Origin of the sequence: Pantoea sp. USHLN256, from assembly GCF_037149875.1 — a bacterium.
GTDB classification, from domain to species: Bacteria; Pseudomonadota; Gammaproteobacteria; order Enterobacterales; family Enterobacteriaceae; genus Pantoea; species Pantoea nemavictus.
This window is the reverse complement of sequence record NZ_JBBCQO010000007.1, coordinates 95,796-120,942: the sequence shown is the minus strand read 5'-3', so window position 1 is coordinate 120,942 and position 25,147 is coordinate 95,796. Positions and strand designations below refer to the sequence as shown.

18 protein-coding genes are annotated in these 25,147 nt (G+C 57.0%); 7 read left to right on the top strand and 11 right to left on the bottom strand.

Annotated elements, in window-relative coordinates:
• Positions 1–4 precede the first annotated feature (4 nt).
• From malQ to glpE, 5 genes are all read right to left on the bottom strand, one after another.
• Positions 5–2,059 carry a 4-alpha-glucanotransferase gene (malQ, locus tag WFL93_RS17400; RefSeq protein ID WP_336778671.1) on the bottom strand — a complete coding sequence of 685 codons (2,055 nt, stop codon included), beginning with the start codon at positions 2,057–2,059 and terminating at the stop codon, positions 5–7.
• Positions 2,060–2,192: 133 nt separating this feature from the next.
• Entirely contained in the window at positions 2,193–4,598 is a 2,406-nt protein-coding gene (malP, locus tag WFL93_RS17395; RefSeq protein ID WP_336778670.1) for a maltodextrin phosphorylase, read from the bottom strand.
• 183 nt (positions 4,599–4,781) lie between these two features.
• Positions 4,782–5,540, bottom strand: coding sequence for a DeoR/GlpR family transcriptional regulator (locus tag WFL93_RS17390; RefSeq protein WP_007892319.1), 759 nt, complete (start codon positions 5,538–5,540; stop codon positions 4,782–4,784).
• A 41-nt stretch (positions 5,541–5,581) separates the two neighbouring features.
• The gene (gene glpG, locus WFL93_RS17385; RefSeq protein WP_049851968.1) at positions 5,582–6,406 is read right to left on the bottom strand and encodes a rhomboid family intramembrane serine protease GlpG; all 825 of its coding nucleotides are present in this window, start codon (positions 6,404–6,406) and stop codon (positions 5,582–5,584) included.
• 32 nt (positions 6,407–6,438) lie between these two features.
• A complete protein-coding gene (gene glpE / locus WFL93_RS17380; protein ID WP_336778669.1) occupies positions 6,439–6,765 on the bottom strand; it encodes a thiosulfate sulfurtransferase GlpE in 327 nt (108 codons plus the stop codon).
• A gap of 228 nt (positions 6,766–6,993) precedes the next feature.
• Between glpE and glpD the strand changes: the two genes are divergently transcribed.
• The gene (gene glpD / locus WFL93_RS17375; RefSeq protein ID WP_007892322.1) at positions 6,994–8,502 is read left to right on the top strand and encodes a glycerol-3-phosphate dehydrogenase; all 1,509 of its coding nucleotides are present in this window, start codon (positions 6,994–6,996) and stop codon (positions 8,500–8,502) included.
• Between the two features lie 131 nt (positions 8,503–8,633).
• On the opposite strand, the gene iolE is transcribed toward glpD, so the two are convergent.
• The 3 genes from iolE to iolD all read right to left on the bottom strand — a co-directional run bounded on the left by iolE (position 8,634) and on the right by iolD (position 12,673).
• Positions 8,634–9,530 (bottom strand): myo-inosose-2 dehydratase, encoded by an 897-nt coding sequence (iolE, locus tag WFL93_RS17370; RefSeq protein ID WP_049851926.1) that lies wholly within the window; start codon positions 9,528–9,530, stop codon positions 8,634–8,636.
• A gap of 62 nt (positions 9,531–9,592) precedes the next feature.
• Complete coding sequence (locus WFL93_RS17365; RefSeq protein ID WP_007892325.1) at positions 9,593–10,606, bottom strand: Gfo/Idh/MocA family protein; 1,014 nt, start codon at positions 10,604–10,606, stop codon at positions 9,593–9,595.
• 132 nt (positions 10,607–10,738) lie between these two features.
• A complete protein-coding gene (gene iolD, locus WFL93_RS17360) occupies positions 10,739–12,673 on the bottom strand; it encodes a 3D-(3,5/4)-trihydroxycyclohexane-1,2-dione acylhydrolase (decyclizing) (RefSeq protein WP_336778668.1) in 1,935 nt (644 codons plus the stop codon).
• A 549-nt stretch (positions 12,674–13,222) separates the two neighbouring features.
• On the opposite strand from iolD, the gene WFL93_RS17355 reads away from it, so the two are divergent.
• Positions 13,223–15,136 (top strand): bifunctional 5-dehydro-2-deoxygluconokinase/5-dehydro-2-deoxyphosphogluconate aldolase, encoded by a 1,914-nt coding sequence (locus tag WFL93_RS17355; protein WP_007892328.1) that lies wholly within the window; start codon positions 13,223–13,225, stop codon positions 15,134–15,136.
• 461 nt (positions 15,137–15,597) lie between these two features.
• Positions 15,598–16,443 (top strand): MurR/RpiR family transcriptional regulator, encoded by an 846-nt coding sequence (locus tag WFL93_RS17350; protein WP_007892332.1) that lies wholly within the window; start codon positions 15,598–15,600, stop codon positions 16,441–16,443.
• Between the two features lie 80 nt (positions 16,444–16,523).
• Here the strand turns inward: WFL93_RS17350 and iolB are convergent, their stop codons facing one another.
• Both iolB and WFL93_RS17340 read right to left on the bottom strand, forming a co-directional pair.
• Complete coding sequence (gene iolB, locus WFL93_RS17345) at positions 16,524–17,342, bottom strand: 5-deoxy-glucuronate isomerase (RefSeq protein ID WP_336778667.1); 819 nt, start codon at positions 17,340–17,342, stop codon at positions 16,524–16,526.
• 24 nt (positions 17,343–17,366) lie between these two features.
• Positions 17,367–18,872 carry a CoA-acylating methylmalonate-semialdehyde dehydrogenase gene (locus WFL93_RS17340; protein ID WP_049851924.1) on the bottom strand — a complete coding sequence of 502 codons (1,506 nt, stop codon included), beginning with the start codon at positions 18,870–18,872 and terminating at the stop codon, positions 17,367–17,369.
• 423 nt (positions 18,873–19,295) lie between these two features.
• On the opposite strand from WFL93_RS17340, the gene WFL93_RS17335 reads away from it, so the two are divergent.
• Complete coding sequence (locus WFL93_RS17335; RefSeq protein ID WP_336778666.1) at positions 19,296–20,111, top strand: TIM barrel protein; 816 nt, start codon at positions 19,296–19,298, stop codon at positions 20,109–20,111.
• A 226-nt stretch (positions 20,112–20,337) separates the two neighbouring features.
• On the opposite strand, the gene WFL93_RS17330 is transcribed toward WFL93_RS17335, so the two are convergent.
• Complete coding sequence (locus WFL93_RS17330) at positions 20,338–21,561, bottom strand: MFS transporter (protein ID WP_336778665.1); 1,224 nt, start codon at positions 21,559–21,561, stop codon at positions 20,338–20,340.
• A 229-nt stretch (positions 21,562–21,790) separates the two neighbouring features.
• On the opposite strand from WFL93_RS17330, the gene WFL93_RS17325 reads away from it, so the two are divergent.
• Genes WFL93_RS17325 through WFL93_RS17315 form a run of 3 tightly spaced genes read left to right on the top strand, consistent with a single transcriptional unit; the run spans position 21,791 to position 25,120 of the window.
• Positions 21,791–22,504, top strand: a complete 714-nt coding sequence (locus tag WFL93_RS17325; protein WP_336778664.1) for an ABC transporter ATP-binding protein — start codon at positions 21,791–21,793, stop codon at positions 22,502–22,504.
• Entirely contained in the window at positions 22,482–23,468 is a 987-nt protein-coding gene (locus WFL93_RS17320; RefSeq protein ID WP_161804878.1) for an ABC transporter substrate-binding protein, read from the top strand. The genes WFL93_RS17325 and WFL93_RS17320 overlap by 23 nt, the downstream gene beginning before the upstream one ends.
• Positions 23,469–23,470: 2 nt before the next feature.
• Positions 23,471–25,120 (top strand): ABC transporter permease, encoded by a 1,650-nt coding sequence (locus WFL93_RS17315; protein ID WP_336778663.1) that lies wholly within the window; start codon positions 23,471–23,473, stop codon positions 25,118–25,120.
• Positions 25,121–25,147: the final 27 nt, after the last annotated feature.

Here is a 25,147-nt window from a genome sequence, read left to right as displayed (position 1 = left end):
TTAACTACGCTTTCCGCCCTTCATTTACTGCTTTTAATACCTTCTGCACCTCAGGCGTGAACATCGTTTCCAGCGTGACATTCAACTTGCGACGCCAGTTAGGATATTCATTGACCGTGCCCGGTACATTGACCGGCGAAGAGATACCGAGCCAATCTTCCGGCTGCAGCCCAAGTAGTGCGCTATGAGTGCGCGCCAAATAACGGTGAAACGCCAACGTCAGCGCAGGAGATAAAGCCATGCCATCAGCTCGTTTGCCGCTACGTGCAGGCAGCGCACCGGCCTGATGCAGTGCATCCAGCAGCGCTTGTTTTTGTTTCACCCGCTGTTGCTGGAGAGATTGCAGCACGCCGTCGCGAGCATAGATGCCCAGCTTGTCACCCAGCGTTAAGTCATCCGCATGCCAGAATCCGCTCAACGTCGGTAGATCATGCGTGCTGGCACTGGCAATCGACTGGCGCGGATACGCGTGCGGCTGGTGATAGCTGCCGTCGCCGTGCTGCTCGAAGAACAGCACTTTCCACGAGAAAATGCCGCTGTTGCGCAGCAGGCTGACGATCTCTTGCGGTACCGTACCGAGATCTTCGCCGATCACCATGCAGCGATGGCGCTGACTCTCCAGCGCGAGGATCGCCAGCAGATCGTGCACCGGATACGCCACGTAAGCCCCTTTATCGGCACTTTCGCCGTAGGGAATCCACCATAAACGCAGCAGCGCCATCACGTGATCGATGCGCAGTGCGCCGCAGTCGCGCATGTTGGCGCGCAGCAGATCGATAAACGGCTGATAACCGCGCGCGCGCATCACATGCGGATCGAGCGGCGGTAACGCCCAGTTTTGTCCCTGCGGACCGAGGCGATCCGGCGGTGCGCCGACTGATGCGCCAAGCTTATAAAGTTCCGGATCTTGCCAGGTTTCGGCACTGCCCTGCGCCACGCCGACCGCCAAATCGCGGTATAACCCTACCGCCATGCCCAGCTGCTGACTGTATTGCCAGCAGGCCGCAAACTGCTGCTGCGCCAGGTACTGCAACCAGCTCCAGAACTGAATCTCCTCTTCGTGTGCAGCACACCATTGCTGCACTTCCGGCAACAAGGCGTTACGCCAGCCTTCCGGCCAGTTTGCCCAACCCCACTCATCGGGATGTTGCTGGCTGCGCTCGGCGAGAATGCCGTCAAAGGCGGCCTGATAACGCAGATGCTCGGCACCGTCGGCGATAAATTGCTGGAATTCGACGTCGGCTGCCGCGCGTGGCTGATAGTTTTGCCAGGCAAAACGCAGCGCGGCTAATTTCAGTTCAGCCACCGCGCTGTAATCGACAAACTCGCTGGCGCGCACTTGCTGCAGAGCCTTGCGCGTTTTAGCGCTTTTCCACCAGCGCTGGCCGTCCTGACTGTGCTGGAAATCCGCCACCTGATTGATGTCGAGATACAGCACATTGAGCCAGCGACGCGACGTGGGGCTATAAGGGCTGGCATGTTCTGGCAGCGCCGGATAGAGCGCATGCAGCGGATTAAGGCCAACAAAATCGCCGCCATGTTTAGCAATCTGTTCCAGCATCAGCCTCAAATCACCGAAATCGCCAATGCCCCAGTTGCTTTCTGAACGCAGCGTGTAGAGCTGCACTAATGCACCCCAGCGTTTTTCGCCCTGTTCCAGCGGCGCTGGCAGATAGCAACTGCGCGGGGCAATGATGATGCGCGTTTGCCACTGCTGGCGACCTTTGCGCAGAGTCAGCTGATGATAGCCCTGCGGCAGACGCGGCGGCAGCGTGAGCGGTTCGCCGGCCTGCACCTCGCCGCTGAAGCTTTTGCCCTGTTCGCTGTGCAACTGCCAGGAAAAGCTGCCGCTGCCTTGCGGCGTCAGTTGGCGTTTGGCGCGGGCGGCAAACACCTGCACCGGCGGTAGCGGTGGAGCCTTGCCGACTGGGGTTTCCATCACCGCCAGCAATGCGCGTTTGGTGGCATCACTGATCGTTTCCGGCTCGCCATGGGCATTGATAAAGCGCAGCGCGATGCCGGCATCCTGTGCCGCCTGATCCAACTTATTGAGCGTCATCCTTTCTCCTGATCATGAAATTTGCACTTACCGTAGCGGCGCGATTTATCGCGCGTTTTGATGGCAGCACCGCGCCCCTCCAGGCGTTGCGCAATAAATTGCGCCGCTACACAGCGCTGACGGATGTAATACATCAACGCGCCGCCTGCCAAATCAACTGCTGATAATCACGAATCGATCGGTCAGAGCTAAAACGGCCGGTGTGCGCGGTATTCAGGATTGCCGCGCGCGTCCAGGCTTCCGGGTTTTTCCACAGCGCTTCAACCTGCTGCTGGGCCGCGATGTAGGCATCGAAATCGGCCAGCACCAGCCAGGGATCGCCACTCTTCGTCAGGCTGTGCAGCATCAGATTAAACGCGTGTTTATCACCCTCGCTGAACTTGCCCTTCTCCAGCTCCTTCAGCAAACCATCGAGGTAAGGATGGTGCTTACGTAGCTTTTTCGGGCTGTAACCGCCCGCCTTCAGCGCTTTAACCTCGTCCACGCTATTGCCGAAGATAAAGATATTCTTCTCGCCCACCGCTTGCGCAATCTCCACGTTGGCGCCGTCCAGCGTGCCAATGGTCAGCGCACCGTTTAGCGCCAGTTTCATGTTGCCGGTACCGGAGGCTTCATAACCGGCGGTTGAGATCTGCTCAGAGAGATCGGCGGCCGGGATCATTAATTCGGCGGCGGTAATGCGGTAATCCGGAATAAACACCACTTTCAGGCGATCGCCGATCCGCGGATCGTTGTTGATCACCTCCGCCACTTTGTTAATCGCATAGATGATGTTTTTGGCAAGGTAGTAGCCGGGCGCGGCTTTGGCGCCAAACAGAAATACACGCGGCACGAAGTCGGGATTATCCGGATTATCGCGCAGCTGACGATAGCAGTGCAGCATATGCAGCAAGCTCAAATGCTGACGTTTGTACTCGTGCAGACGCTTGATCTGCACGTCAAACAGCGCATCCGGATTGATATCAATACCGGTCACGCGTTTGACGTAAAGCGTCAGCCGCTGCTTATTTTGCTGTTTGATGGCGCGAAACTGCTGGCGGAACGCTTTCTTGCGCGCGAACGGCGCCAGCCATGCCAGCGCATCGAGATCGTTAGCCCATTCCACCTGCAGACTGTCATCAATCAGCGTCGACAGCAGCGGGTTACACTGCTTTAACCACCGGCGCGGCGTAATGCCGTTGGTGACGTTATGGAATTTGTTCGGCCACAGCTGGTGATATTCCGGAAACAGATCTTTCACCACCAGCTCGGAGTGCAGCGCCGCCACGCCGTTCACCGCGAAGCAGCTCACCACGCACAGATTCGCCATCCGCACCTGGCCTTCAGCTACCACCGCCAGCTTGTGCCACATCGCCTTATCGCCCGGCCACTGCTGTTTCACCCGCTTTTTAAACCGGCGATTAATTTCGCGGATGATCAGCCAGTGGCGCGGCAGCAAGTCGCGCACCAGCCGTTCGTCCCAGCGCTCCAGCGCTTCCGGCATCAGCGTGTGATTGGTGTAGGCAAAGGTGCGGCTGGTGATGTGCCACGCGTCGTCCCAACTCAACTGATGTTCATCCAGCAGCACGCGCAGCATTTCCGGAATGGCGATGGTGGGATGCGTGTCATTGAGCTGAATCACTTCGAAATCAGGCAAGCTGCGAATGGCGCGCCCGGCGAGATGATGACGGCGCAGAATATCGCCCACCGCGCATGCGCACTGGAAATATTGCTGCATCAGGCGCAGGCGCTTACCTTCCGCATGATTATCATTGGGATAGAGCACCTTAGTCAGCTTGTCGGCCTCGATGCCTTGCTGCTCGGCCTGCAGGAATAGGCCGTTGTTAAACGCGGTGAGATCGAACGGCTGCGCGCTGCTGGCTTTCCACAATCGCAGCGGCAGCGTGATGCCATTGCGATAACCCACCACCGGTAAATCCCAGGCTTCTCCTTTCAGCAGGATGTTGGGACGCCACTGAAGGCTGCCATCGTGATTCTCTTTTACCTTGCCGCCGATGCCGACCTGCACATCCAGCGCCGCGTTGTAACGGAACCATGGATAGCGATCGCGCTGCCAGTCGTCCGGCGCTTCCTGCTGCTGCCCGTCGGCAAACGTCTGACGAAACAGACCATATTGATAGTTGAGGCCGTGGCCCATCGCAGCCTGGCCGACGGTTGCCATCGAATCCATATAGCAGGCGGCTAAGCGCCCCAACCCGCCGTTGCCGAGTGCCGGATCCACTTCCTCCTCCAGCAGTTCGCTCAGCTCAACCTGATGTTCCGCTAGCGCGGCTTGCACGTCGTTGTACCAACCAAGGTTGAGCAAGTTATTGCCGGTCAGGCGACCAATCAAAAACTCCATCGACAGATAATTGACGTGGCGCTGCCCTTGCTTCGGCGGTGCCGGTGGCTGGGTCGCCAGCATTTCGGCCAGCACGCTGCTCAGCGCTTGCCACCATTGATGCGGTGTCATTTGCTGGGCGGAAGTGAGTCCAAGGTGCTGCCATTGGCGGGTGAGAGCGGCGTCGAAACGTGTTTTATTGAATTTTTGCTGCGACATATCAATCCCTTCGTGTCCGTTAACGGTAAAGCCGGGGCGAGCGCAAGAGGTGAATGGATAAGTAAAGCTGCGGGTGCAGAAAAAAGCGACAGGGAAATGCGCGTGTTAAGAAAAAAAACGGTGCGTATAAATGCGCACGCTACATCGTAGGGTCGCCATTCATGGCGACCTGGCTATGCAACATCAACAGAGCTCGAGATGAACTTCGTGCTGTTCAATCACTTTCAGCACGCTGGCCGGCGGGCTTTGATCGGTATACATGTAATCAATCAGGCTCATATTGCCGAGGTTAACCATCGCATTACGGCCGAACTTCGAGTGATCCACCACCAGCATCACGCAGCGCGAGTTTTCGATAATCGCGCGTTTGGTGCGCACTTCGTGATAGTCGAACTCCAGCAGCGAACCGTCCATATCGATGCCGCTGATACCGAGAATGCCGTAATCAAGCCGGAACTGCGAGATGAAGTCCAGCGTCGCTTCGCCCATGATGCCGCCATCGCGTGTGCGTACTTCACCACCGGCGATGATCACGCGAAAATCCGGTTTCGCCATCAACAGAATCGCCACGTTGAGGTTGTTGGTGACCACGCGCAGATTGTTGTGATTAAGCAGCGCGTGCGCCACCGCTTCCGGCGTGGTGCCGATATCGATAAACAGCGTGGCGCCATCCGGGATCTGGCTTGCCACACGCTCGGCGATGCGCGCTTTCTCCGCTGACCACATCATCTTACGATCCTGCCAGGCGGTGTTCTCGGAACTGGACGGCAACGCCGCCCCGCCGTGATGGCGCATGATTTTATTCTGATCGGCCAGGTCGTTGAGATCGCGCCGAATGGTTTGCGGGCTGACCTCGAAGTGCTCTACCAGCTCTTCGGTACTGACATATCCCTGACGCCGGACCAGATCGATAATGGCGTCATGACGTTGCGTCTGCTTCACATCTCTCTCCTCGGCTCGAAGCCGCTGTTTTATTCGCGCTGCTAACGACGCGCGATGTTGCGCGTATCAACAAATGCCATCGCTAAACCGACCAGCAAGCCGGTAACGTGCGCCGCGTTGGCAATCGCCAGGCCAAACGCGCCGTAAAAACCAATCACCAACCACACCACCGCGAAGCCAATCAGGCCACGCTCCAGATAAATACCACTTTCGGGATCGCGCTCACCGCGTAACCAGCAATATCCCATCAGCGCGTACACTACGCCCGACAAACCACCAAACAGCACGCCGCTAAACTTCGCCTGCATCCAGCCGGTGAGCAGCGCCGAGATCAACATAATCACAAACAGTTTGCCGGTGCCGAGACGTTTCTCGACCGCACCGCCGAGGTACCACCACCACATCAGGTTAAACAGGATATGCAGCAGCGAGAAGTGCAGCAGCGCATGACTGAACCAGCGCCACACCTGGAAATATTGCGACGCATCCGCCGGCCACGCCAGCCAGTCCAGCGCCACGTCATCGCCGACGATCTGCATCACGATAAACACCGCGATACAGGCAATCATGATGCTCATGGTGAGCGGACCGGCGCGCTGGCGAATGTTCGCCCAAATGTGGGTGCGCTCATAGCGCAGGCCGCTGGCGGTATTACCGCTATGCCAGCTGGCAGCTTGATAACGCGGATGGTTGGGATCGCGCACGAACTGCGCGAGTTCGTTTTCGACCATCTCCAGCTTACTTTCATCATCCAACATAATGACAAAGTGGCTTTCGCGCTCAATACGTAACTTCACGCCGCGCGTCGCCATGTAGTCGACAAACGCCTGCGCCATGCGCGGATTATTAAACTGGGTGATGCGCATCATGCGGTGCTCTCCTTCCTTATGCGATGGGCTTAGGCGTCGCCGGTGGCAACCTGCGCCGGGAATGCCGCGCGCCAGGCGTCAAAGCCGCCGTCAATGCTATAGGCCGCGTTAAATCCCTGTGCAAGCAGGAACTGCGCCGCGCCTTTACTGCTGTTGCCGTGATAGCACATCACCAGTACCGGTAAATCCTGATTGGCCTTGGCGATGAAGTCCGCCAGGTTATCGTTGGTCAGATGCTGCGCGCCCGCGGCGTGGCCCATCATGAAACTTTGCGGATCGCGGATATCCACCAGCTGCGCACCTTGTGCCAGATGCTCTTGCGCCTGCAGGACATTAATACACTCGAAGGTTTCCATGGTGTCTCTCATTACTTCGTCACAATTAGCGCCTAGTTTACCCTGAGAATCGGTCGCGATAACCTGACAAGTCCTGTGGTTATGTGATTTTTTTCCTGTCGGAATGTTAGCTATATCACGCAAAAATGTTTTTATTCAGTTAACCGCTGGCGTCGATGTTGGTTTCCGATTATTATTACGCTCGAAAACGAACATTTTAGAACTATTCCGAACATCGGAGGAGATGACGTGGAAACCAAAGACCTGATCGTGATCGGCGGCGGCATTAACGGAGCCGGCATTGCAGTGGACGCTGCAGGACGCGGACTGTCGGTGCTGATGCTGGAGGCGCGGGATTTGGCCTGTGCAACCTCCTCCAACAGCTCGAAGCTGATTCACGGTGGCCTGCGCTACCTTGAACACTATGAATTCCGCCTGGTTGGCGAAGCCTTAGCCGAGCGTGAAGTGCTGCTGAAAATGGCACCGCATATCGCTTTCCCGATGCGCTTCCGTCTGCCGCACCGCCCGCACCTGCGTCCGGCGTGGATGATCCGCATGGGCCTATTTATGTACGATCGCCTCGGCAAACGCACCACGCTGCCGGGCAGTAAAAGCCTGCGTTTTGGCGCGGATTCGGCCCTCAAGCCGGAAATCACGCGCGGTTTCGAATATTCCGACTGCTGGGTTGATGATGCACGCATGGTCGTGCTCAACGCGCAGGAAGTGGAAAAACAGGGCGGCGAAGTGCGCACCCGTACTCGTGTGACCCGCGCCTGGCGTGAAGCTGGTTTGTGGATGGTGGAAGCCGAAGATATTGATAGCGGCAAAACCTATACCTGGCGCGCCAAAGGTCTGGTCAACGCGGCTGGTCCATGGGTAAAAGAGTTCTTCGACGACGGCCTGAAGCTGAAATCGCCGTACGGCATTCGTCTGATCAAAGGCAGCCACATCGTGGTGCCGCGCGTCCATCGCGAAAAGCAGGCGTATATCCTGCAAAACGAAGATAACCGTATCGTATTTGTCATTCCGTGGATGGATGAGTTCTCCATCATCGGCACCACCGACGTGGAGTACAAAGGCGATCCAAAAGACGTGAAGATTGATGACAACGAAATCAGCTACCTGCTGAAGGTGTTCAACGGACACTTCAAACAGCAGCTGAGTAAAGATGACATCGTCTGGACTTACTCGGGCGTGCGTCCGCTGTGCGATGACGAATCGGATTCGCCGCAGGCCATCACCCGCGATTACACGCTGGATGTGCATGATGACAACGGCCAGGCACCGCTGCTGTCGGTGTTCGGTGGCAAGCTAACCACCTATCGTAAGCTGGCGGAACACGCGCTGGAAAAACTGACTAAGTACTACCCGAATATCGGCCCAGCCTGGACCAAAAGCGCGGTATTGCCGGGGGGTGATTTCTCCGGTACGCGTGAAGATTACGCTGCGGGCCTGCGTCGTCGCTATCCGTTTATCAGCGAAGGTATGGCGCGCCACTTTGCCCGTACCTACGGCAGCCGTACCGAAGTGCTGCTGGAAGGTGCGAAGAGCATTGATGATTTGGGTGAGAACTTCGGTCACGAGTTCTACGAAGCCGAGCTGCGCTACCTGGTGAAAAACGAATGGGTGCGCGAGCTGGATGATGCGATTTGGCGTCGTACCAAACAAGGTATGTGGCTGAGCGAAGCTGAACAGGCGCGCATTCGTGAGTGGCTGGCGGTCAACGCACAGAAACCGGCGCTGTCGTTAGCATCGTAATCCGAGCCAATTAAAAGGCCGTTATTCCAAATTGGATAACGGCCTTTTTTATGGAAAAACGCGCGATGAATCGCGCCGCTACGAATGTGTGCACATACTGTAGCGGCGCAATTTATTGCGCGTCGTTAAGCTTACAGCCCCGCATTCTCACGGATGTACTTACGCGCTTTCACCGCATATTCGAACGGATTGGCCAGCGCCGGATCCTGCTCCGCTTCCACCACCATCCAGCCTTTATAGCCGTAATCGTCGAGAATTTTGAACACCGGTTTGAAATCGATCACGCCATCGCCAGGCACGGTGAAGGTGCCCTTCTTCACGCCATCCAGGAACGACAACGATTTTTCGCGCACTTCCGCTACCACGCTGTCGCGCACGTCTTTCAGATGCACGTGGAAAATACGCGGCAGATATTTAGTCAGCACGTCCAGCATCGCCTGCTGTGACCCTTCGGAGTAGTAGATGTGGCCGGTGTCATACAGCAGGCCGACATTGTCATTGGTCGATTCCATAAAGCGATCAATCTCGGCGGGCGTCTGGATGCCGGTGCCCATGTGATGATGCAGCGTTAAACGCATGCCCTTTTTCGCGGCGATCTCGGCCAGCTCGTTGTAGCCTTCCGCCGTCAAGCGCCACTCTTCATCACTGAAGATTGGCTTCTGCTCCAGCACCGCCAGCGTGGTGCCCTGAATACTTTTGCTCTGCTCAGAGCAGCCAATCACGCGCGCACCCATGGCATGCAGGAAGTTCATGTGATTGGTGAATTCGTCGATGGTTTTCGCTTTGTCGCCGTTGGCGAAGAAGGTGCTGAACCACGCGTTGCAGATCTGAATACCACGGATATCCAGCATCGGCTTGAGAATCGCCGGGTCGCGCGGGTATTTGCTGCCCACTTCACTGCCGGTAAAGCCGGCCAGTGCCATCTCACTGACGGTTTGCTGGAAGGTGTTTTCGCTGCCCAGCTCCGGCATGTCATCGTTGGTCCAGCCGATTGGCGCAATCGCCAGTTTTACGTTGTCTTGGTTCATCTTCAGTTCCCTGATTCACAGAGGCGGCCGCTGAGCCGCCGAGGAGTTAGCGCACAGCTCAGTTATTTGGCGTAGAAATCCGGACGCGGCGGCATGGTTACCGGCTCAATCGCGCCGCTGTTCTGCGCTTTCTGGCAGGCATCGGCGGCCACGGAGGCAGCAAAGCCATCCCAGGCCGAAGGACCGGTCAACTCGCCGCTTTTTACGTCATTAATGAACGCCTGCAGCTCAACGTCGTAGGCATCAATGAAACGGTCTTTCCAATCGGTCAACAGCGGAACGCCGAGACGCGCGTTTTTGCGCGTTTGAATAGCAGAAGGTTCAGGCAGTTTCGCGATGCCCTCTTCACCCACCACTTCACACTGGATGTCGTAGCCGTACGCGCAGTTAACGAAAATCTCTACATCAATACGGATGCCTTTCTGCGTTTCGAACAGCACGATTTGCGGATCTTTCAGTTTGGCATGAGACTTCGACGTGGTACGCGGGAACACCACCTGCACGGTTTTATAATCGTCTTCCGTCAGCCAGCGCAGCACGTCCAGCTCGTGAATCAGGGTGTTGGTGATCGCCATATCGGTGGTGTAATTCTCGCCGACGCTCTGGTTGCGGTGCGCGCAGTGCAGCATCAGCGGTTCGCCGATTTCACCGTCGGTAATCACTTTTTTCAGCGCGCGATAGCCGGAATCATACGGGCGCATAAAGCCCACCTGCACCAGACGTTTGCCGTGTTTGATCTCGGCATCGACGATGCGACGGCAGCCTTCGGCGCTCAGTGCCAGCGGCTTTTCACAGAACACCGGTTTGCCCGCTGCGATGGCCGCCAGCGTGAACTCTTCGTGGGTCGGATCCCAGGATGTCACCAGCACGGCATCGACTTCTGGCGAGTTGATCACCTGATGGCCATCCTGATACACCTCGGCGTCGATATTCAGGCGTTGCAGCGCGGCACGCGCTCCTTCAACGTTGATATCAGAAACTGCCACCACTTTCGCACCCTGCAAGACGTTATTGCAGCGGCGAATGTGTTCCTGACCAATTGCACCGGTACCAATTACACCGAGTTTGAGCGTCATAATTACACCTGTAGAGTCGGATAAGTATCCCCTTCATACTTGAGGATGCAGGTACGTTGCCGCCTTCCTGCATCTCGAATTATGTTGGGAATAGGGTTAAACAAAGCCGGAGAAGCCGGCCTAAAAGAGGATTTAGTACTTACGCGCCTGTTCGATATGCACGTTAAGGTTGTCAGCCACTTCCTGCGTACGGGACGAAGTTGAGGTCTGCGCCACGCCCACGTGCCACCAGCTGAAGTACTTATGCACCATGGTTTTTGGCAGCACTTTGATGTCGAACAGCGTCGAAACGGTCTGCTGCTGCGCGTCAATCAGCGCGGCCTCCAGCTGCTCCAGCGTGGTGATGCGGTAAGTTTTGCAGCCGTAGCCGCCAGCAATCGCCGCGAAGTCCACCGGCACAAAGCCGCCATCCAGTTTGCCGCCTTCCGGATTACGGAAGCGGAACTCGGTGGTGAAACTGTCCATGCCGTGTTCCATCTGCAGATTGTTGATACAACCGTTAGTCATGTTATCCAGCAGCACCACGTTGATTTTGGCCCCTTCCTGAATCGAGGTAACCAGCTCGGAGTGCAGCATCATGAACGAACCGTCGCCGACCATGACGTAGACTTCACGCTGCGGCTGCGCCAGCTTGACGCCCAGCGCGGCATTCACTTCATAGCCCATACAGGAGTAGCCGTACTCAACGTGGTACGAGTTGTAATCTTTGGTGCGCCACACGCGCTGCAGGTCGCCCGGCAGGCTGCCCGCTGCCGCGACAATCACCGCATCCTTTGGGAGCTGCTCGTTTAAGGTGCCCAGCACGCTGCTCTGCGTCAGCACCGATTGTGTCAGGCGCTCAAATTCGGCGAATAGCGCTTCACGATCGGCGTGGTCGGCGATTTCTGGAATGAAGTCGTCGGTGTTATAGGTCGCCGCGTACACGCGCTGCGTCTCTTTCAGCAGCTTGCTTTGCGACAGCTCAATCTGGCCGCCCCACTGATTTTCGAAACCTTTCAAGCCGCTTTCCAGCGCCGTCAGGCCTTCACGCGCATCCGCCAGCAGCTGCACCGCATCCAGCTTGTAACTGTCGAAGTTGCTGACGTTGAGGTTCAGATAGCTGACGTCCGGATTCTGGAAAATCCATTTCGACGCGGTGGTGAAATCGGTGTAGCGCGTACCAATGCCAATCACCAGATCGGCCTCTTTCGCCAGCAGGTTAGCCGCCAGACAGCCGGTTTCGCCCACGCCGCCGACGTTCAGCGGGTGGTCGGAAACGATGGTGCCTTTACCGGCCTGGGTTTCAGCAAACGGAATATTGAAGCGCTCGGCAAACTTCAGCAGCGCATCACCGGCGTCGGAATATTTCAGACCGCCGCCGACAATGATCAGCGGTTTGTGTTTACGCGCAATCAGCGCCAGCGCATCGTCTAACTGCGCAGCGGTTGGCAGGCGACGATCCAGACGATGCACACGCTTCTGGAAGAAGTACTCCGGGAAGTCCCAGGCTTCAGCCTGCACATCCTGCGGCAACGCGATGGTTACTGCACCGGTTTCTGCCGGATCGGTCAGTACGCGCAGGGCGTTAATGCAGGCGGTCATCAGCTGCTCTGGGCGGCTGACGCGGTCCCAGTATTTGCTCACCGCACGGAACGCGTCGTTGGTGCTGATGCTGAGATCGTGACTCTGTTCGATTTGCTGCAATACCGGATCCGGCTGGCGCGTAGCGAACACATCGCCCGGCAGCAGCAATAACGGAATGCGGTTAGCGGTTGCCGTCGCAGCGGCCGTGATCATGTTGGCCGCGCCAGGTCCAACAGAGGAGGTACAGGCAATGATCTGACGACGCAGCGACTGTTTGGCAAAACCAATGGCAGCATGCGCCATGCCCTGCTCGTTACGGCCCTGATGCACTACCAGATCGCCGCTGTCCTGCTCCAGCGCCTGTCCCAATCCCAGCACGTTACCGTGACCGAAAATGGCAAAAATGCCCTTCACGAATTTGGTTTCCACGCCGTCAACGTTCAGGTACTGATTATCAAGGAATTTTACCAGCGCCTGTGCTGTGGTGAGTCTGATTGTGCCCATATGCTTCTTCCTTTACATGCTGGTACCTGCGGTGAGGTACATCGCGGTTCGGGTAAAAACTGCCGTTCACGGCGCCCGCGGATTAAGTGAAACGTGAGGCGATTATAAACAAATATTTTTTTCATTAAATACGATTACAGAAGAAACATTTCATTTTGCGATGGAGATCAAATTCAGCGATGAAACGTGCGCTGCCTGAGCGCCGAAAGGCGGGAAAGTGGAACAATAAAAGGTCATTTGCCGGTCATAACGAAATTTCATTTCACTTCAGTAGCTTCCTTGATTCATCGCCACTTTCCTGAGACCTGGCTCACAAGCCTGACTATCACTGAAACGCCCGGTTTATGCGATGCCACATTGCGCCCTGGCCAGAGTTTTACCTGGCTCACAAAATCGTGATGGATGTTTCATTTCATATTGAAATTGGAATTTTTATTCCTCATACTGCGACCAAAGCCAATCAGGCACCTTGAGAACCCGGAAGCAAAGCGCTCGATGTTGGGCGGCAGCGCTCGCAGTGTCTGCTTATCACAGAAGGAAACAACAGGTATGAGTACACAACAGAAGCGGCTTGATGTGATTTGTATCGGACGCATCGCCGTCGACCTTTACGGTCAGCAAATTGGATCACGTCTGGAAGATATGACCAGCTTCAATAAGTATCTGGGCGGTTCTTCCGGTAACGTGGCTTACGGCACAGCCATTCAGGGCCTGAAATCTGCCATGCTGGCACGCGTTGGTGACGAACATAATGGCCGCTTTTTGCGTGAAGAACTGCAGCGTGCAGGCTGCAATACCGAAGGGCTGATCACCGATAAACATCGCCTCACCGGCCTGGTGATCCTCGGTATCAAAGATGAAGAGACTTTCCCGCTGATTTTCTACCGCGACAACTGCGCGGATATGGGCCTGGTGCCGGAAGATATCAACGAAGCGTTTATTACCTCTTCACGGGCGGTGGCGGTCACCGGCACGCATCTTTCGCATCCGCAAACCCGCGCGGCAGTGCTGAAAGCGCTGGATATCGCCAAACGTAACGGGCTACGCACCGCGCTGGATATCGATTATCGCCCGGTGCTGTGGGGTCTGACTTCACTCGGCGACGGCGAAACGCGTTTCATTGAATCGGGCGAAGTGACGCAACAGCTGCAGGAAGTGCTGCACTATTTCGATTTGGTGGTCGGGACGGAAGAAGAGTTCCATATCGCCGGCGGCAGCACCGATACGCTGACTGCGCTGAAAAATGTGCGTAAAGCGAGCCAGGCCACGCTGGTGTGCAAACGCGGTCCGATGGGTTGCGTGGTATTTGAAGGTGATATCCCGGATAGCTGGGAACAGACCAAATTGCAGAGCGGCGTGCGCGTTGAAGTCCTGAACGTCTTGGGCGCGGGCGATGCCTTTATGTCTGGCCTGCTGCGCGGCTGGCTGAATGACGAAAGCTGGGAGCAGGCGTGCCGTTACGCGAACGCCTGTGGCGCACTGGTGGTTTCCCGCCACGGCTGTGCACCGGCGATGCCAACCAAAGAAGAGCTGGATGATTTCCTCAGTCGCGATAAAGAGGTGCAACGCCCGGATCTGGATGCGCGTCTGAACCATCTGCATCGCGTCACCACGCGTAAACAGCAGTGGCCAGAGCTGAATGTGTTTGCCTTCGACCACCGTAAGCAGCTGGCCGATATGGCGCGCGAAGCGGGCGTTAGCGAAGAGCGCATTCCGCAACTGAAACTGCTGCTGCTGCGCGCGGCAGAAGAAGCGGCGAATGAAGCCGGTTTGAATGAGAAGAGCGGCATCCTCGCGGATACCACTTACGGCCAAAAAGCCCTCAACGCGATTACCGGTAAAAACTGGTGGATTGGGCGTCCGATTGAACTGCCCAGCTCACGCCCACTGCGCCTTGAGCACGGCAACATTGGCTCGCAGCTGGTCGACTGGCCTGCCGAGCACGTGGTGAAATGCCTGGTGTTTTACCATCCGCACGACAGCGCTGAACTGCGTAAAGAGCAGGATGATCTGGTTCTTGATGTGTGGAATGGCTGTAACAAAAGTGGACATGAACTGCTGCTGGAGCTGATTCTGCCGGAGAGCAATCCGGACCGTAATGAATCCTACTATTACGAGATGCTGAGCCATTTCTACAGCCTCGGTATTCAGCCAGACTGGTGGAAACTGCCGCCGCTGTCAGCGGAGAGCTGGCAGGCCATTAGCGGATTGATCGAACAGAACGATCCGCACTGCCGCGGCATTCTGCTATTGGGTCTGGATGCGCCAGAAGAGACGCTGAAAGCCGGTTTCGCGGCAGCAGCACAAGCGCCGTGGGTGAAAGGTTTTGCCGTGGGCCGCACCATCTTCGGCCAGCCGTCACGTCAGTGGCTGCAGGGCGAACTGGACGACAAAGCGCTGATCGAAACCGTGAAAGGTAATTATCTACGCCTGATCGGCTACTGGCGTGCGGTGCGCGGTTGAGTTGTTGAATTAGCCTGAGAGAAGCGGCCGATGGCCGCTTTTTTTTGGCACTGTGCGCGCTGGCCCTCATCCTAACCTTCTCCCGCAAGCGGGAGAAGGAACTGCCCTCTGCGACCTGATGCCCTCACCCCGGCCCTCTCCCACGGGAGAGGGAGACACTGCCACATGTGAGTGATAGATAAAACGTTCACTCGATCGGTTCCCTCGCCCGCTTGCGGGAGAAGGAACTGTCCTCTGCAATTTTGCAGAACGAATGCTCTCTTCCACCGACTCTGGATCGGTTCCCTCGCCCGCTTGCGGGAGAGGGTTAGGGTGAGGGGAAAACATGCACATTCTGTGAGGCATTTCATAAACCGATGAAATAACCGTCACGAAGATGTCAAACGAATGAAATTTTCCATCCATCTGGTACTATAGCGCTCATTATCCAGCCATATTTTCTTTTTTAGCGGGCCGAAGTAATGACCAATAATCCAACACAACTTACCCTGTTACAGGACGATATCCGTCGTCGCTATGAGACGCTGAGTAAACGCCTGAAGCAGGTGGCTCGTTATATTCTTGATAACAGCAACAGCATTGCGTTCGATACCGTTGCCTCCATCGCGCAACATGCCGATGTACCGCCTTCAACGCTGATCCGCTTTGCCAACGCCTTTGGCTTTAGCGGCTTCAACGAAATGAAACAGGTTTTCCGTCAGCACCTGATGGAAGAGACGGTTAACTACACCGAGCGCGCACGTCTGTTCCGTCAAACCGCCACCGACGACAGCGCAACCTCACCCGAGAGCCCGGCCGAGATCCTCAACGTCTTCACCATGGTGAACAGCCAGGCGCTGCAACAGCTGGCGATGCAGGTGAATCCGGACCAGCTCAACCGCGCGGTGAAAATGCTCGATGAAGCCGAGAACATCTACATTATCGGCCTGCGCCGCTCGTTCAGCGTGGCCTCCTATCTGGTCTATGCGCTGCGCCATCTGGAGCGCCGGGCATTCCTGATTGACGGCCTCGGCGGCATGTTCACCGAGCAGCTCAGTATGGTAAATCCCAAAGACGTAGTGATTGCCATCAGCTATTCGCCTTACGCGCGTGAAGCGGTGGAGTTGGTTGAATTGGGTGCTAAGCGTGGCGCGCATCTGATCGCCATCACCGATAGCCAGGTGAGCCCGCTGGCCGCCTTCAGCGATGTGTGCTTTGTGGTACGTGAAGCGCAGGTGGATGGCTTCCGTTCGCAGGTGGCGTCGCTGTGCCTGGCACAGACGCTCGCCGTGTCGCTGGCGCTGAATAACAACGTTATTAGCGAATAAATACCTCGTAGAGTCGCCATTGATGGCGACCAGCCAGCAAAAAGGGCAGCCACATGGCTGCCCTTTTGCATTGGTGCGGCTTACTTGCTGCGCGGATACTTATCGCTGTTCACCCAGGCGTGATCTTGCTCCCAGGTAAATTTCCATAGACGTTTTGGACCCGCCATCACGTTCAGATAGTAGTTATCGTAACCGGCAATCGTTGCCACCGGATGATAACCACGCGGCACCGTCACCACATCGCGATTGTACGGCGCCATGCACTCGTCGAGCGAACGATCGTCGGTATAAACGCGCTGCATGGCGAAGCCTGGCTCAGGATCGAAACGGTGATAGTACGTCTCTTCCAGATAGGTTTCGTCCGGGCTGTTTTTCTGGTCGTGCTTGTGGCTTGGATATGAACTGGTCGCGCCTTCGTCGGTATACACTTCCACCACCAGCAGGCTGTCGGCCTCTTTGTCATCCGGCAGAATGTTGTGCACCAGACGCTGGTTGCGGCCTTTGCCACGCTGCTCAACGCCAACATCTTCCGGCGCAATCAGGCGCGCCGGCAGGTTACCGCTGCTCGGTGCATTACACACCGCCAGCTCCAGATCGCTATCCGCATACACTTCAATGTCATCGTTATGCGGCACATACACCGAGTAAGGCGGAGTGCGTTCAAACGGCGAGAGACGCTTACCGAGATTCGGGAACTCGGCGTGGCGGGTTTTCACCGACGCAAAGCCCGCCACCAGCACCAGACACAACTCTTTGTCGCCGCTGCTCAGTTTCAGGCTCTGCCCTTTTTTCAGCAGATAGGCATCAAAGCCAACATATTCCCAGCCCGCGCTGTCAGGCGTGACGTGTTGAATTCGACCGTTGCTGTCGGGTTTTTGCGCTTTCGAAATCAGAGACATCCTGTTCCTCCTTGTTGAGCGAAATTAGCCCAGCGTCGGCATGCTGAACTCAGATACGGTTTGCTGACCGCTCGGCCAACGCACGGTTGCGGTTTTCATGCGGGTGTAGAAACGCACGCCGTCTGGACCGTGCACGTTCAACGCACCAAACACCGAACGCTTCCAACCGCCGAAGCTGTGGAACGCCATTGGCACCGGAACCGGTACGTTCACGCCAACCATGCCAGCTTCGACGTTCTGCACGAATTCACGCGCGGTGTGGCCATTGCTGGTGAAGATGGCGCTGCCGTTACCGAATTCGTGGCTGTTAACCAGTTGCAGTGCGCTGTCGAAATCAGTGGAACGCATGATGCTCAGCACCGGTCCGAAGATCTCTTCGCGCCAGATGGTCATCTCTGACGTCACGTTGTCGAACAGCGTGCCGCCCACGTAGTAACCTTCGGCATGGCCGGCCACCTGGATGCCGCGACCATCAACCACCAGCTTCGCGCCTTCCTGCTCGCCTTTGTCGATGTAGCCCAGCACTTTCTTCTGGTGCGCAGCAGACACCACCGGCCCCATTTCATTCTCTTCGGCACCTTTCTGAATACCAGGACCGACGCGCAGCGCTTTGATCAGCGGCGTTAAACGGGCAATCAGTTTGTCGGCCGTGTCGTCGCCGACCGCAACCACCACCGGCAGCGCCATGCAGCGTTCACCGGCAGAACCAAACGCGCCGCCCATAATGGCGTTCACGGTGGCATCGAGGTCGGCATCTGGCATCACGATGGCGTGGTTTTTCGCCGCGCCGAATGCCTGCACACGTTTGCCGTGGGCGCTGGCGGTTTTGTAGATGTGCTCAGCCACACCGGAAGAACCGACGAAGCTGACTGCCGCGATACGCGGATCTTTGTACAACTGCTCGGCATCTTCATTAGACGAGTGCACCACGTTGAATACGCCATCTGGCAGGCCCGCTTCTTTCAGCAGTTCGGCCATGCGCACCGAGGCTGACGGATCCAGCGCCGGTGGCTTGAGGATAAAGGTGTTGCCGCACGCCAGCGCGATCGGGAACATCCACAGTGGCACCATCGCCGGGAAGTTGAATGGCGTGATGCCCGCCACCACGCCGACCGGCTGCATCAGCGAGTAGCTATCTACGCCGGTGCCCACGCTTGGTGAGTTTTCACCTTTAATCAGATGCGGAATACCGCAAGCAAATTCAATCACTTCAATACCGCGCGTCAGTTCACCCAGCGCATCCGACCACACTTTACCGTGCTCAGAAACAATCAGCGCTGCCAGCTCTTCGCGATGCTTTTCCATCAAGGCTTTAAAGTTGAACATCACACGGGCACGACGTAACGGAGCGGTTTTCGACCATTCCGGGAACGCAGCGTGAGCGACTTCAATCGCCTTCTCCACTTCAGCAGAGGTGCTCTGCGTCAGTTCACGCACAACTTTGCCGGTCGCCGGATCGTACACGGGAATGGTTTCATTGCTGGCGCTGTGGGTAATTTTGCCGCCGATAAAGTTTCCTACGATAGTCATGTCGTTGCCTCTTAGATGTGAAGTTCCCTGCAGACAGCCGGTTCAAACCGCAACGCTGCGTGTGCAGGCAATACTTAAAGCGTGCTATGAAGCTATAGCAATGAAATAAATTTTTCAAATACTTCTTTTTGGAAAATTTCCTTTTAGCGGCATGGATCGCATTTTTTCCCTGTACGCTGACAGCCAGGTAAAAATCAGCCAGTAGCGCTTCCCTGCGGGCGATAAGCCCTTATCAAATCACACCGTCGCTAAGCCGTTGTGAGCAGAGAAATTGTGTCTGAAATCCTGCATCCACATGTAACGCGAAACGAAATATGAAATTTTTGCGAGGCAGATCCAATATCTGATATTTCATAATTCAACAATTATGAAATAAATGTTCTCTTTGCAGCACCTTATCCGTACCCTTTACAGGAGCCGCAAATGGCCATCGATCCAACCCGTTTCTGTATTAACCGTAAAATCGCGCCTCAGCTGTCGCTGGAAGCCTTCTTTCAGCTGGTGCAACGCTTAGGATTAAGCAAGGTTGAACTGCGTAATGATATGCCGAGCGGCAAGGTAACCGATGATCTCAGCGTAACCGAGCTGCGGGCGCTGACGGATAAGTATCATATTGAGATCGTGACGATTAACGCGCTTTACCCGTTCAATCGTGCCGATGACACGCTGCTGGCCAAAGCCGATGCGCTGCTTGAAGAAGCGCACGCCATTGGTGCGCAGGCGCTGGTGATGTGTCCGCTCAATGAAGGCGTTGAGGTTACGCCCGAGCAGACGCTGGAAGCGCTGCAGGTGCTCGCACCGCGCTTTGAGAAGTATGGCATTCAGGGATTGGTGGAACCGCTGGGTTTCCCGGTGAGTTCACTGCGCTCGGCGGTGCAGACGCAAAAGCTGATTCAGCAGGCAAACGTCCCGTTCAACGTGCTGCTCGATACCTTCCATCACCACCTGTATGAGAACGCCGAGCACGAGTTCCCGCAGGAGATTGATATTAATTACATTGGCCTGGTGCATCTTTCCGGCGTGGAAGACACCCGCCCAACGGCGCAGTTGACCGATGAAGAACGCATCATGCTCAGCGACCACGACGTACTCAACAGCGTGGCGCAGGTGAAACGTCTGGAGATACTCGGCTACAAAGGGATCTACGCGTTTGAGCCGTTTTCGTCGGAACTGGAGACGTGGAACACCGCAGAGATTGAGCGCCAGATTCGCCACAGCATCGAATTGCTGCAAGCCTGAAAGAACCCTTATCTGTGTCTTTTAGACACTTTTGCTAGTGTTAGGCCTCGGTCGGAGGCCCTTTTTTATCCCCGTCATAATTTACGTGATAGCTGCGTTGGCTGCGCGTGCTCACCCCAGTCACTTACGGGCGTAAGCTCCTGGGGATTCTCACGCTTGCCGCCTTGCTCTGACGTAAATTATTTAAGGGATACCTGAGTTATTGTGCCTGAGTTATATAGAACATTTACGCACTCTCTTTAATCTCTGCTGCGGCGGTTTCCGGCATTCTTTTGATCATGCGCAGCGTGCAGAACAGCGCTAAACACACCAGCAGCGCGGTGAGGAAATAGACCAGCGACACGCCGGCATAGCTCATGATGAAACCGGCGATTGGCCCGGTGATGCCGAGGGATAAATCCATAAACGCGGTATAGGTGGCGAGCGCGCTGCCCTGATTCTGCTGTGGCACCACTTTCACCGCCACCACGCCAATCGCCGGGAACACCAGCGAGAAACCCGCGCCGGTGAGGAATGCGCCCATCTTCGCCATCCACGGATCGAACGAACCGGCCACCAGAAACAGACCAATCGCCTCCACCACAAAGCAGATACTCGCCACGCTTAATCCGCCCAGCTTATTAATGGCATTGGGAAACAGCAGGCGCGTGCCAACGAACGCGGCGCTGAACATGGTCAGCGCGAAGGCGGCACCATCCCAACCTTTATCCTGATAGAACAGCGTGATAAAGGTGGCGATGACACCAAAACCGGCGGACCCCATCGCCAGAATCAGGCCAAAACCGTACACCTTGCTCAGCACGTCCCGGAACGGCAGCGGCTTGGCTTTGCTGCCTTTTACCGGCGCACGCGGCAGCGCCAGCGCAATCGCCAGCAGACAAATGGCGATGATAATGCTGGAGAGCAGCAGCAAACCGCCGCTGCGGAAAATCACCACGCCGAGCGGCGCGCCGATCGCCATCGCGCCATAAGTGACAATGCCGTTCCACGAAATTACCCGACCAATATGCAGCGAACCGACGCGCGCCACGCCCCACAGCGAAGTGCCGGTGCCGGAGAAGCTCTGCCCTACGCCCAGAATTACGCGGCCCAGACACAGCAATACCAGACTCAGCACGCCCTGCCCTTCACTCAGCGCTGATAGCAGAATACAGATGCCGCTCAGCAAGCAGCCCACCAGCCCCAGCACCACCACTTTTTTCGGTCCCCACAGATCGGCGAAGCGCCCTGCGTGCGGACGACTCAGCAGCGTGGCGATGTATTGCAGGCTGATCACTAATCCGGCCCAGAAAGCGTTGTAACCCAGCCCGTCATGGACAAAACCCGGCAGCACCGCCAGCGGCAAGCCGATGGTGAGATAGCTGGCAAAGTTGAACTTCACGATGGAGAGGATCAGTAAATTAAGGCGGAAACGGCCATTTTCAGGTGCGGCGGCGGGCAGGTCAGGCATGAGTGATTGCGCTCGTGGGTGACGGAATTTTTATAACACAAGGATAACTATACGTCATTTGGCGTACAGCGCATCAGTGAAATGCCCAGTTTTACGGTCATCATTTCGTCATATCGCGCTCGTAGACTCGCCCCCTATCAAATCCCAAAGAGGATAAAAATCTGATGACGCTCCTGATTTCACCTCAGGCGCGCGTGCGCAACGCCTACTCTCTTGCCGGAGGTGGCCGATGATGCATGCGGCGCTGCCTATTGAACTGAAAAATCTCAGATGGTCGGTGGGTAACCTGACTATTCTGCACGATCTCTCCCTGACGATTCCCGCCGGTGAAATCCTGGCGCTACTCGGCCCGAGCGGCTGTGGCAAAAGCACGCTGCTGAAACTGCTGGCAGGCTTACTGCAACCGACAGAGGGCGAGCTGTGGATCGGTGAGCGCTGTGTGGCGTCGGCGCACCACTGTGACGCGCCAGAGAAGCGTAACCTTGGCATGGTGTTCCAGGATTACGCGCTGTGGCCGCATATGTCGGTGGCACAGAACGTCGCCTTCCCGCTGCGCATGCGCGGCATAAAAAAAGCCGCCGCACATCAACAGGCCGATGCCGCCCTGGCGCAGGTTGGCCTTGCTGATTTTGGCGCTCGTAAACCGGCGCTGCTCTCCGGCGGCCAGCAGCAGCGCGTGGCGCTGGCGCGCGCGTTGGTCGCGAAACCGGCGATTCTGCTGTTCGACGAACCCCTTTCCAACCTTGACCGCGACCTGCGTGAAACGCTGGTTCACACCATGGCCGATCTGCTGCGCACGGCGGGCATCACCGCCGTTTACGTTACGCACGATCGCGAGGAAGCCAACACCCTCGCGGACCGTATCATTCACCTGGCGCAGGGCCAGATTGTTTCCGTTACTCACCTCTCAGGGGACCGCAATGCCATCTCTCAAGTCAGTTAAACGAGCCATTAGCCAGAAAGGAGCCATCAGCGCGATGATTTTGACTTCCGCCATGATGATGAACGATGCCCAGGCGTTAACGGTGTATACCGCCGGTCCGGGATCGCTGTCGAAAAGCCTCGCCGCCGGGTTTGAAAAGCAAACCGGCATCAAAGTGAATATCTTCCAGGCCACCACCGGTAAAGTGATGGCGCGCCTGGAAGCCGAACAGGCCAATCCGCAGGCCGATGTGCTGATCTCAGCCTCGTGGGATACCGCCGAAGATCTGCAACAGCGCGGTTGGCTGCTGCCGTTCCACAGCGCCAACGCGGCGAACGTACCGGCTCAGTTCAAAACCGCCCACTACGTGGCGCAGGGCATCTCCGCGCTGGGCATCGTGTGGAATACGCAAAGCAACACGCCAGAGCCAAAAACCTGGCAGGATCTCACCGCACCCGCCTTCAAAGACAAGGTCACCACGCCGGATCCGGCGCTGTCAGGTGCGTCACTCGATCTGCTGATTGGCCTGCAAAATAGCGAAGGCGAAAAAGCCTGGCAGCTGTTTGACCAGCTAAAAGCTAACGGCATGGTCATGAGCGGTCCGAATGCGCAGGCGGTAACGCCGGTGCTGCAAGGCGCCAAGGCGGCGGTGTTTGGCGCGGTCGATTACGTCACCTATAACAACATTGCGCAGGGCGAGAGCGTGAAGGTGATCTTCCCGGAGAACGGCACCGTGGTGGCACCGCGTCCGATGATGATTCTGAAAAGCAGCCAGCACGCCGCAGACGCCAAAGCCTTCGTTGATTACGTGCTGTCGGATGAAGGCCAGCAGCAGGTGGCGAAAGCCTGGCTGATGCCAGCGCGTACCGATATCAAAGCCCAGCGTCCGCTGATTACCGAGATTAAGCTATTGCCGACCCAGCAGGACGGCAGCAGCGAGCGCTCGGCAGTCCTGAAGCGCTTCGGCGCGCTGTTCGGGCAATAACAATGTCCCGTGCCTTGAACGGATTGATTCTGCTGGCGTTACTGCTGCTGGTGGCGCTCCCGCTGCTGTTTATCGTGCTGCAGGCGCTGTTTCCACACTTTAGTGAAGGCAGCTGGCATGGCGCTCTGAGTACCTTACCGGCGCTGCTGGACGATCCGCAGCTACTCTCCATGTGGCTGGGCACGCTGAAAATCGGCGGCGGCGTGGCGCTGTGCAGTTTACTGCTGGGCTTACCGCTCGGCGCACTGCGCGGCCTGTTCCGCCTGCCGGGCGCGGCGCTGTGGGATCTGCTGTTCCTGATCCCCTTCCTCACGCCGCCCTATATCGTGGCGCTGTCATGGACGCTGGCGCTGCAACGCAACGGCTACATTGAACAACTTACCGGTATTCATTTCGTCAGCCTGCTGTTTAGCAGCAGCGGTATGATTCTGGTGATGACCCTGAACATCTTCCCGGTAGTCTATTTCGCGGTGTCACGTTCGCTGCTGGCGAGCGGACAGCGCCTCGCCTGGGTGGCGCGGGTACACGGCGCATCGGCGTGGCGCAGCTTCTGGCATATCACGCTGCCGCTGACGTTACCGGCGCTGGCGGGCGGCGTGCTGCTGGCGTTCACCCTGGCGATTGAGGAGTACGGCGTGCCCGCCGCGCTCGGCGCGCAGGCGAAGCTGACGCTGATGACCGTTGGCATTGAAACCAAACTCGCCGATTGGCCTATCGATCTGCCCGGCGCGGCGTCATTGTCGCTGATGCTGAGTGTGGTAGCGCTCGCGGCGTGGTTGCTGCAGCGCAAACTGACCGGCAGCAGCGATGTGACGGCGGTGAGCGGCAAACCGGTGAATCAGGAACTGGCGCATGCCGGTCGCTGGCAGATATTGCTGCTGCTGCCGTTTGTGCTCACGCTGCTGCTGGCGGTGGTGCTGCCGCTGGGTGCTATGGCGTTGAGCGGCCTGCTAAATACTCTCTCCGGCGGATTACGGCTCAATAACCTGACGCTGCGCCACTTTAGCGCACTGTTTAGCCAACAAGGCGATGCGCTGGCCGCCTTCTCCACCAGCATCGGACTGGCGCTCGGCGCGGCGTTGCTGACCGGCGCGCTAGGGTTTCTCATCGCCTGGCGCGTATCGGAAGGTAAAACCCGCATGCTGGCGATGATGGATGGACTGGCGTTGCTGCCTGCCGCGATGCCCGGCGTGGTGGTTGGCGTGGGGTTGATTCTGCTGTGGAATCGCGGTTTCTGGCCAGTTTCGCCCTATAACACGATGTTTATTCTGCTGTTATCGTACAGCTGTTTGCTGCTGCCGTGGCCGGTGCGCTATGTCAGCAGCGCATTGCGCCAGCTGGCCCCGACGCTGGAACCGGCTGCGCGCGTGCATGGCGCCTCACGCCTGCAGGCGCTGCGCCTGATTGTGCTGCCGCTGGTGGCACCCAGCCTGCTGGCGGCAATGATGATGGTGTTCGCGGTGGCCTCACGCGAGTTGGTCACCTCGCTGCTGCTGGCACCGGCCGGCACACAAACCGTGGCGATCTTTATCTGGCGCCAATTCGAGCAGGGCTCTGTGGGGCAAGGCATGGCGATGGCGACCTTAACGCTGCTCGCCAGTTTGAGTTTGATGTTAGCGGCCACCGCATTGCTGAGGCGTCAGGGAAAATGAATAGCTGCAGATACCGTAGCGGCGCGA

Coding starts and splice junctions, on each gene's coding strand:
- malQ (WP_336778671.1), bottom strand. CDS start 2,059: ATGACGCTCAATAAGTTGGATCAGGCGGCACAGGATGCCGGCATCGCG.
- malP (WP_336778670.1), bottom strand. CDS start 4,598: ATGTCGCAGCAAAAATTCAATAAAACACGTTTCGACGCCGCTCTCACC.
- glpG (WP_049851968.1), bottom strand. CDS start 6,406: ATGCGCATCACCCAGTTTAATAATCCGCGCATGGCGCAGGCGTTTGTC.
- glpE (WP_336778669.1), bottom strand. CDS start 6,765: ATGGAAACCTTCGAGTGTATTAATGTCCTGCAGGCGCAAGAGCATCTG.
- iolE (WP_049851926.1), bottom strand. CDS start 9,530: ATGAACCAAGACAACGTAAAACTGGCGATTGCGCCAATCGGCTGGACC.
- WFL93_RS17365 (WP_007892325.1), bottom strand. CDS start 10,606: ATGACGCTCAAACTCGGTGTAATTGGTACCGGTGCAATTGGTCAGGAA.
- iolD (WP_336778668.1), bottom strand. CDS start 12,673: ATGGGCACAATCAGACTCACCACAGCACAGGCGCTGGTAAAATTCCTT.
- WFL93_RS17355 (WP_007892328.1), top strand. CDS start 13,223: ATGAGTACACAACAGAAGCGGCTTGATGTGATTTGTATCGGACGCATC.
- WFL93_RS17350 (WP_007892332.1), top strand. CDS start 15,598: ATGACCAATAATCCAACACAACTTACCCTGTTACAGGACGATATCCGT.
- iolB (WP_336778667.1), bottom strand. CDS start 17,342: ATGTCTCTGATTTCGAAAGCGCAAAAACCCGACAGCAACGGTCGAATT.
- WFL93_RS17340 (WP_049851924.1), bottom strand. CDS start 18,872: ATGACTATCGTAGGAAACTTTATCGGCGGCAAAATTACCCACAGCGCC.
- WFL93_RS17335 (WP_336778666.1), top strand. CDS start 19,296: ATGGCCATCGATCCAACCCGTTTCTGTATTAACCGTAAAATCGCGCCT.
- WFL93_RS17330 (WP_336778665.1), bottom strand. CDS start 21,561: ATGCCTGACCTGCCCGCCGCCGCACCTGAAAATGGCCGTTTCCGCCTT.
- WFL93_RS17325 (WP_336778664.1), top strand. CDS start 21,791: ATGATGCATGCGGCGCTGCCTATTGAACTGAAAAATCTCAGATGGTCG.
- WFL93_RS17320 (WP_161804878.1), top strand. CDS start 22,482: ATGCCATCTCTCAAGTCAGTTAAACGAGCCATTAGCCAGAAAGGAGCC.
- WFL93_RS17315 (WP_336778663.1), top strand. CDS start 23,471: ATGTCCCGTGCCTTGAACGGATTGATTCTGCTGGCGTTACTGCTGCTG.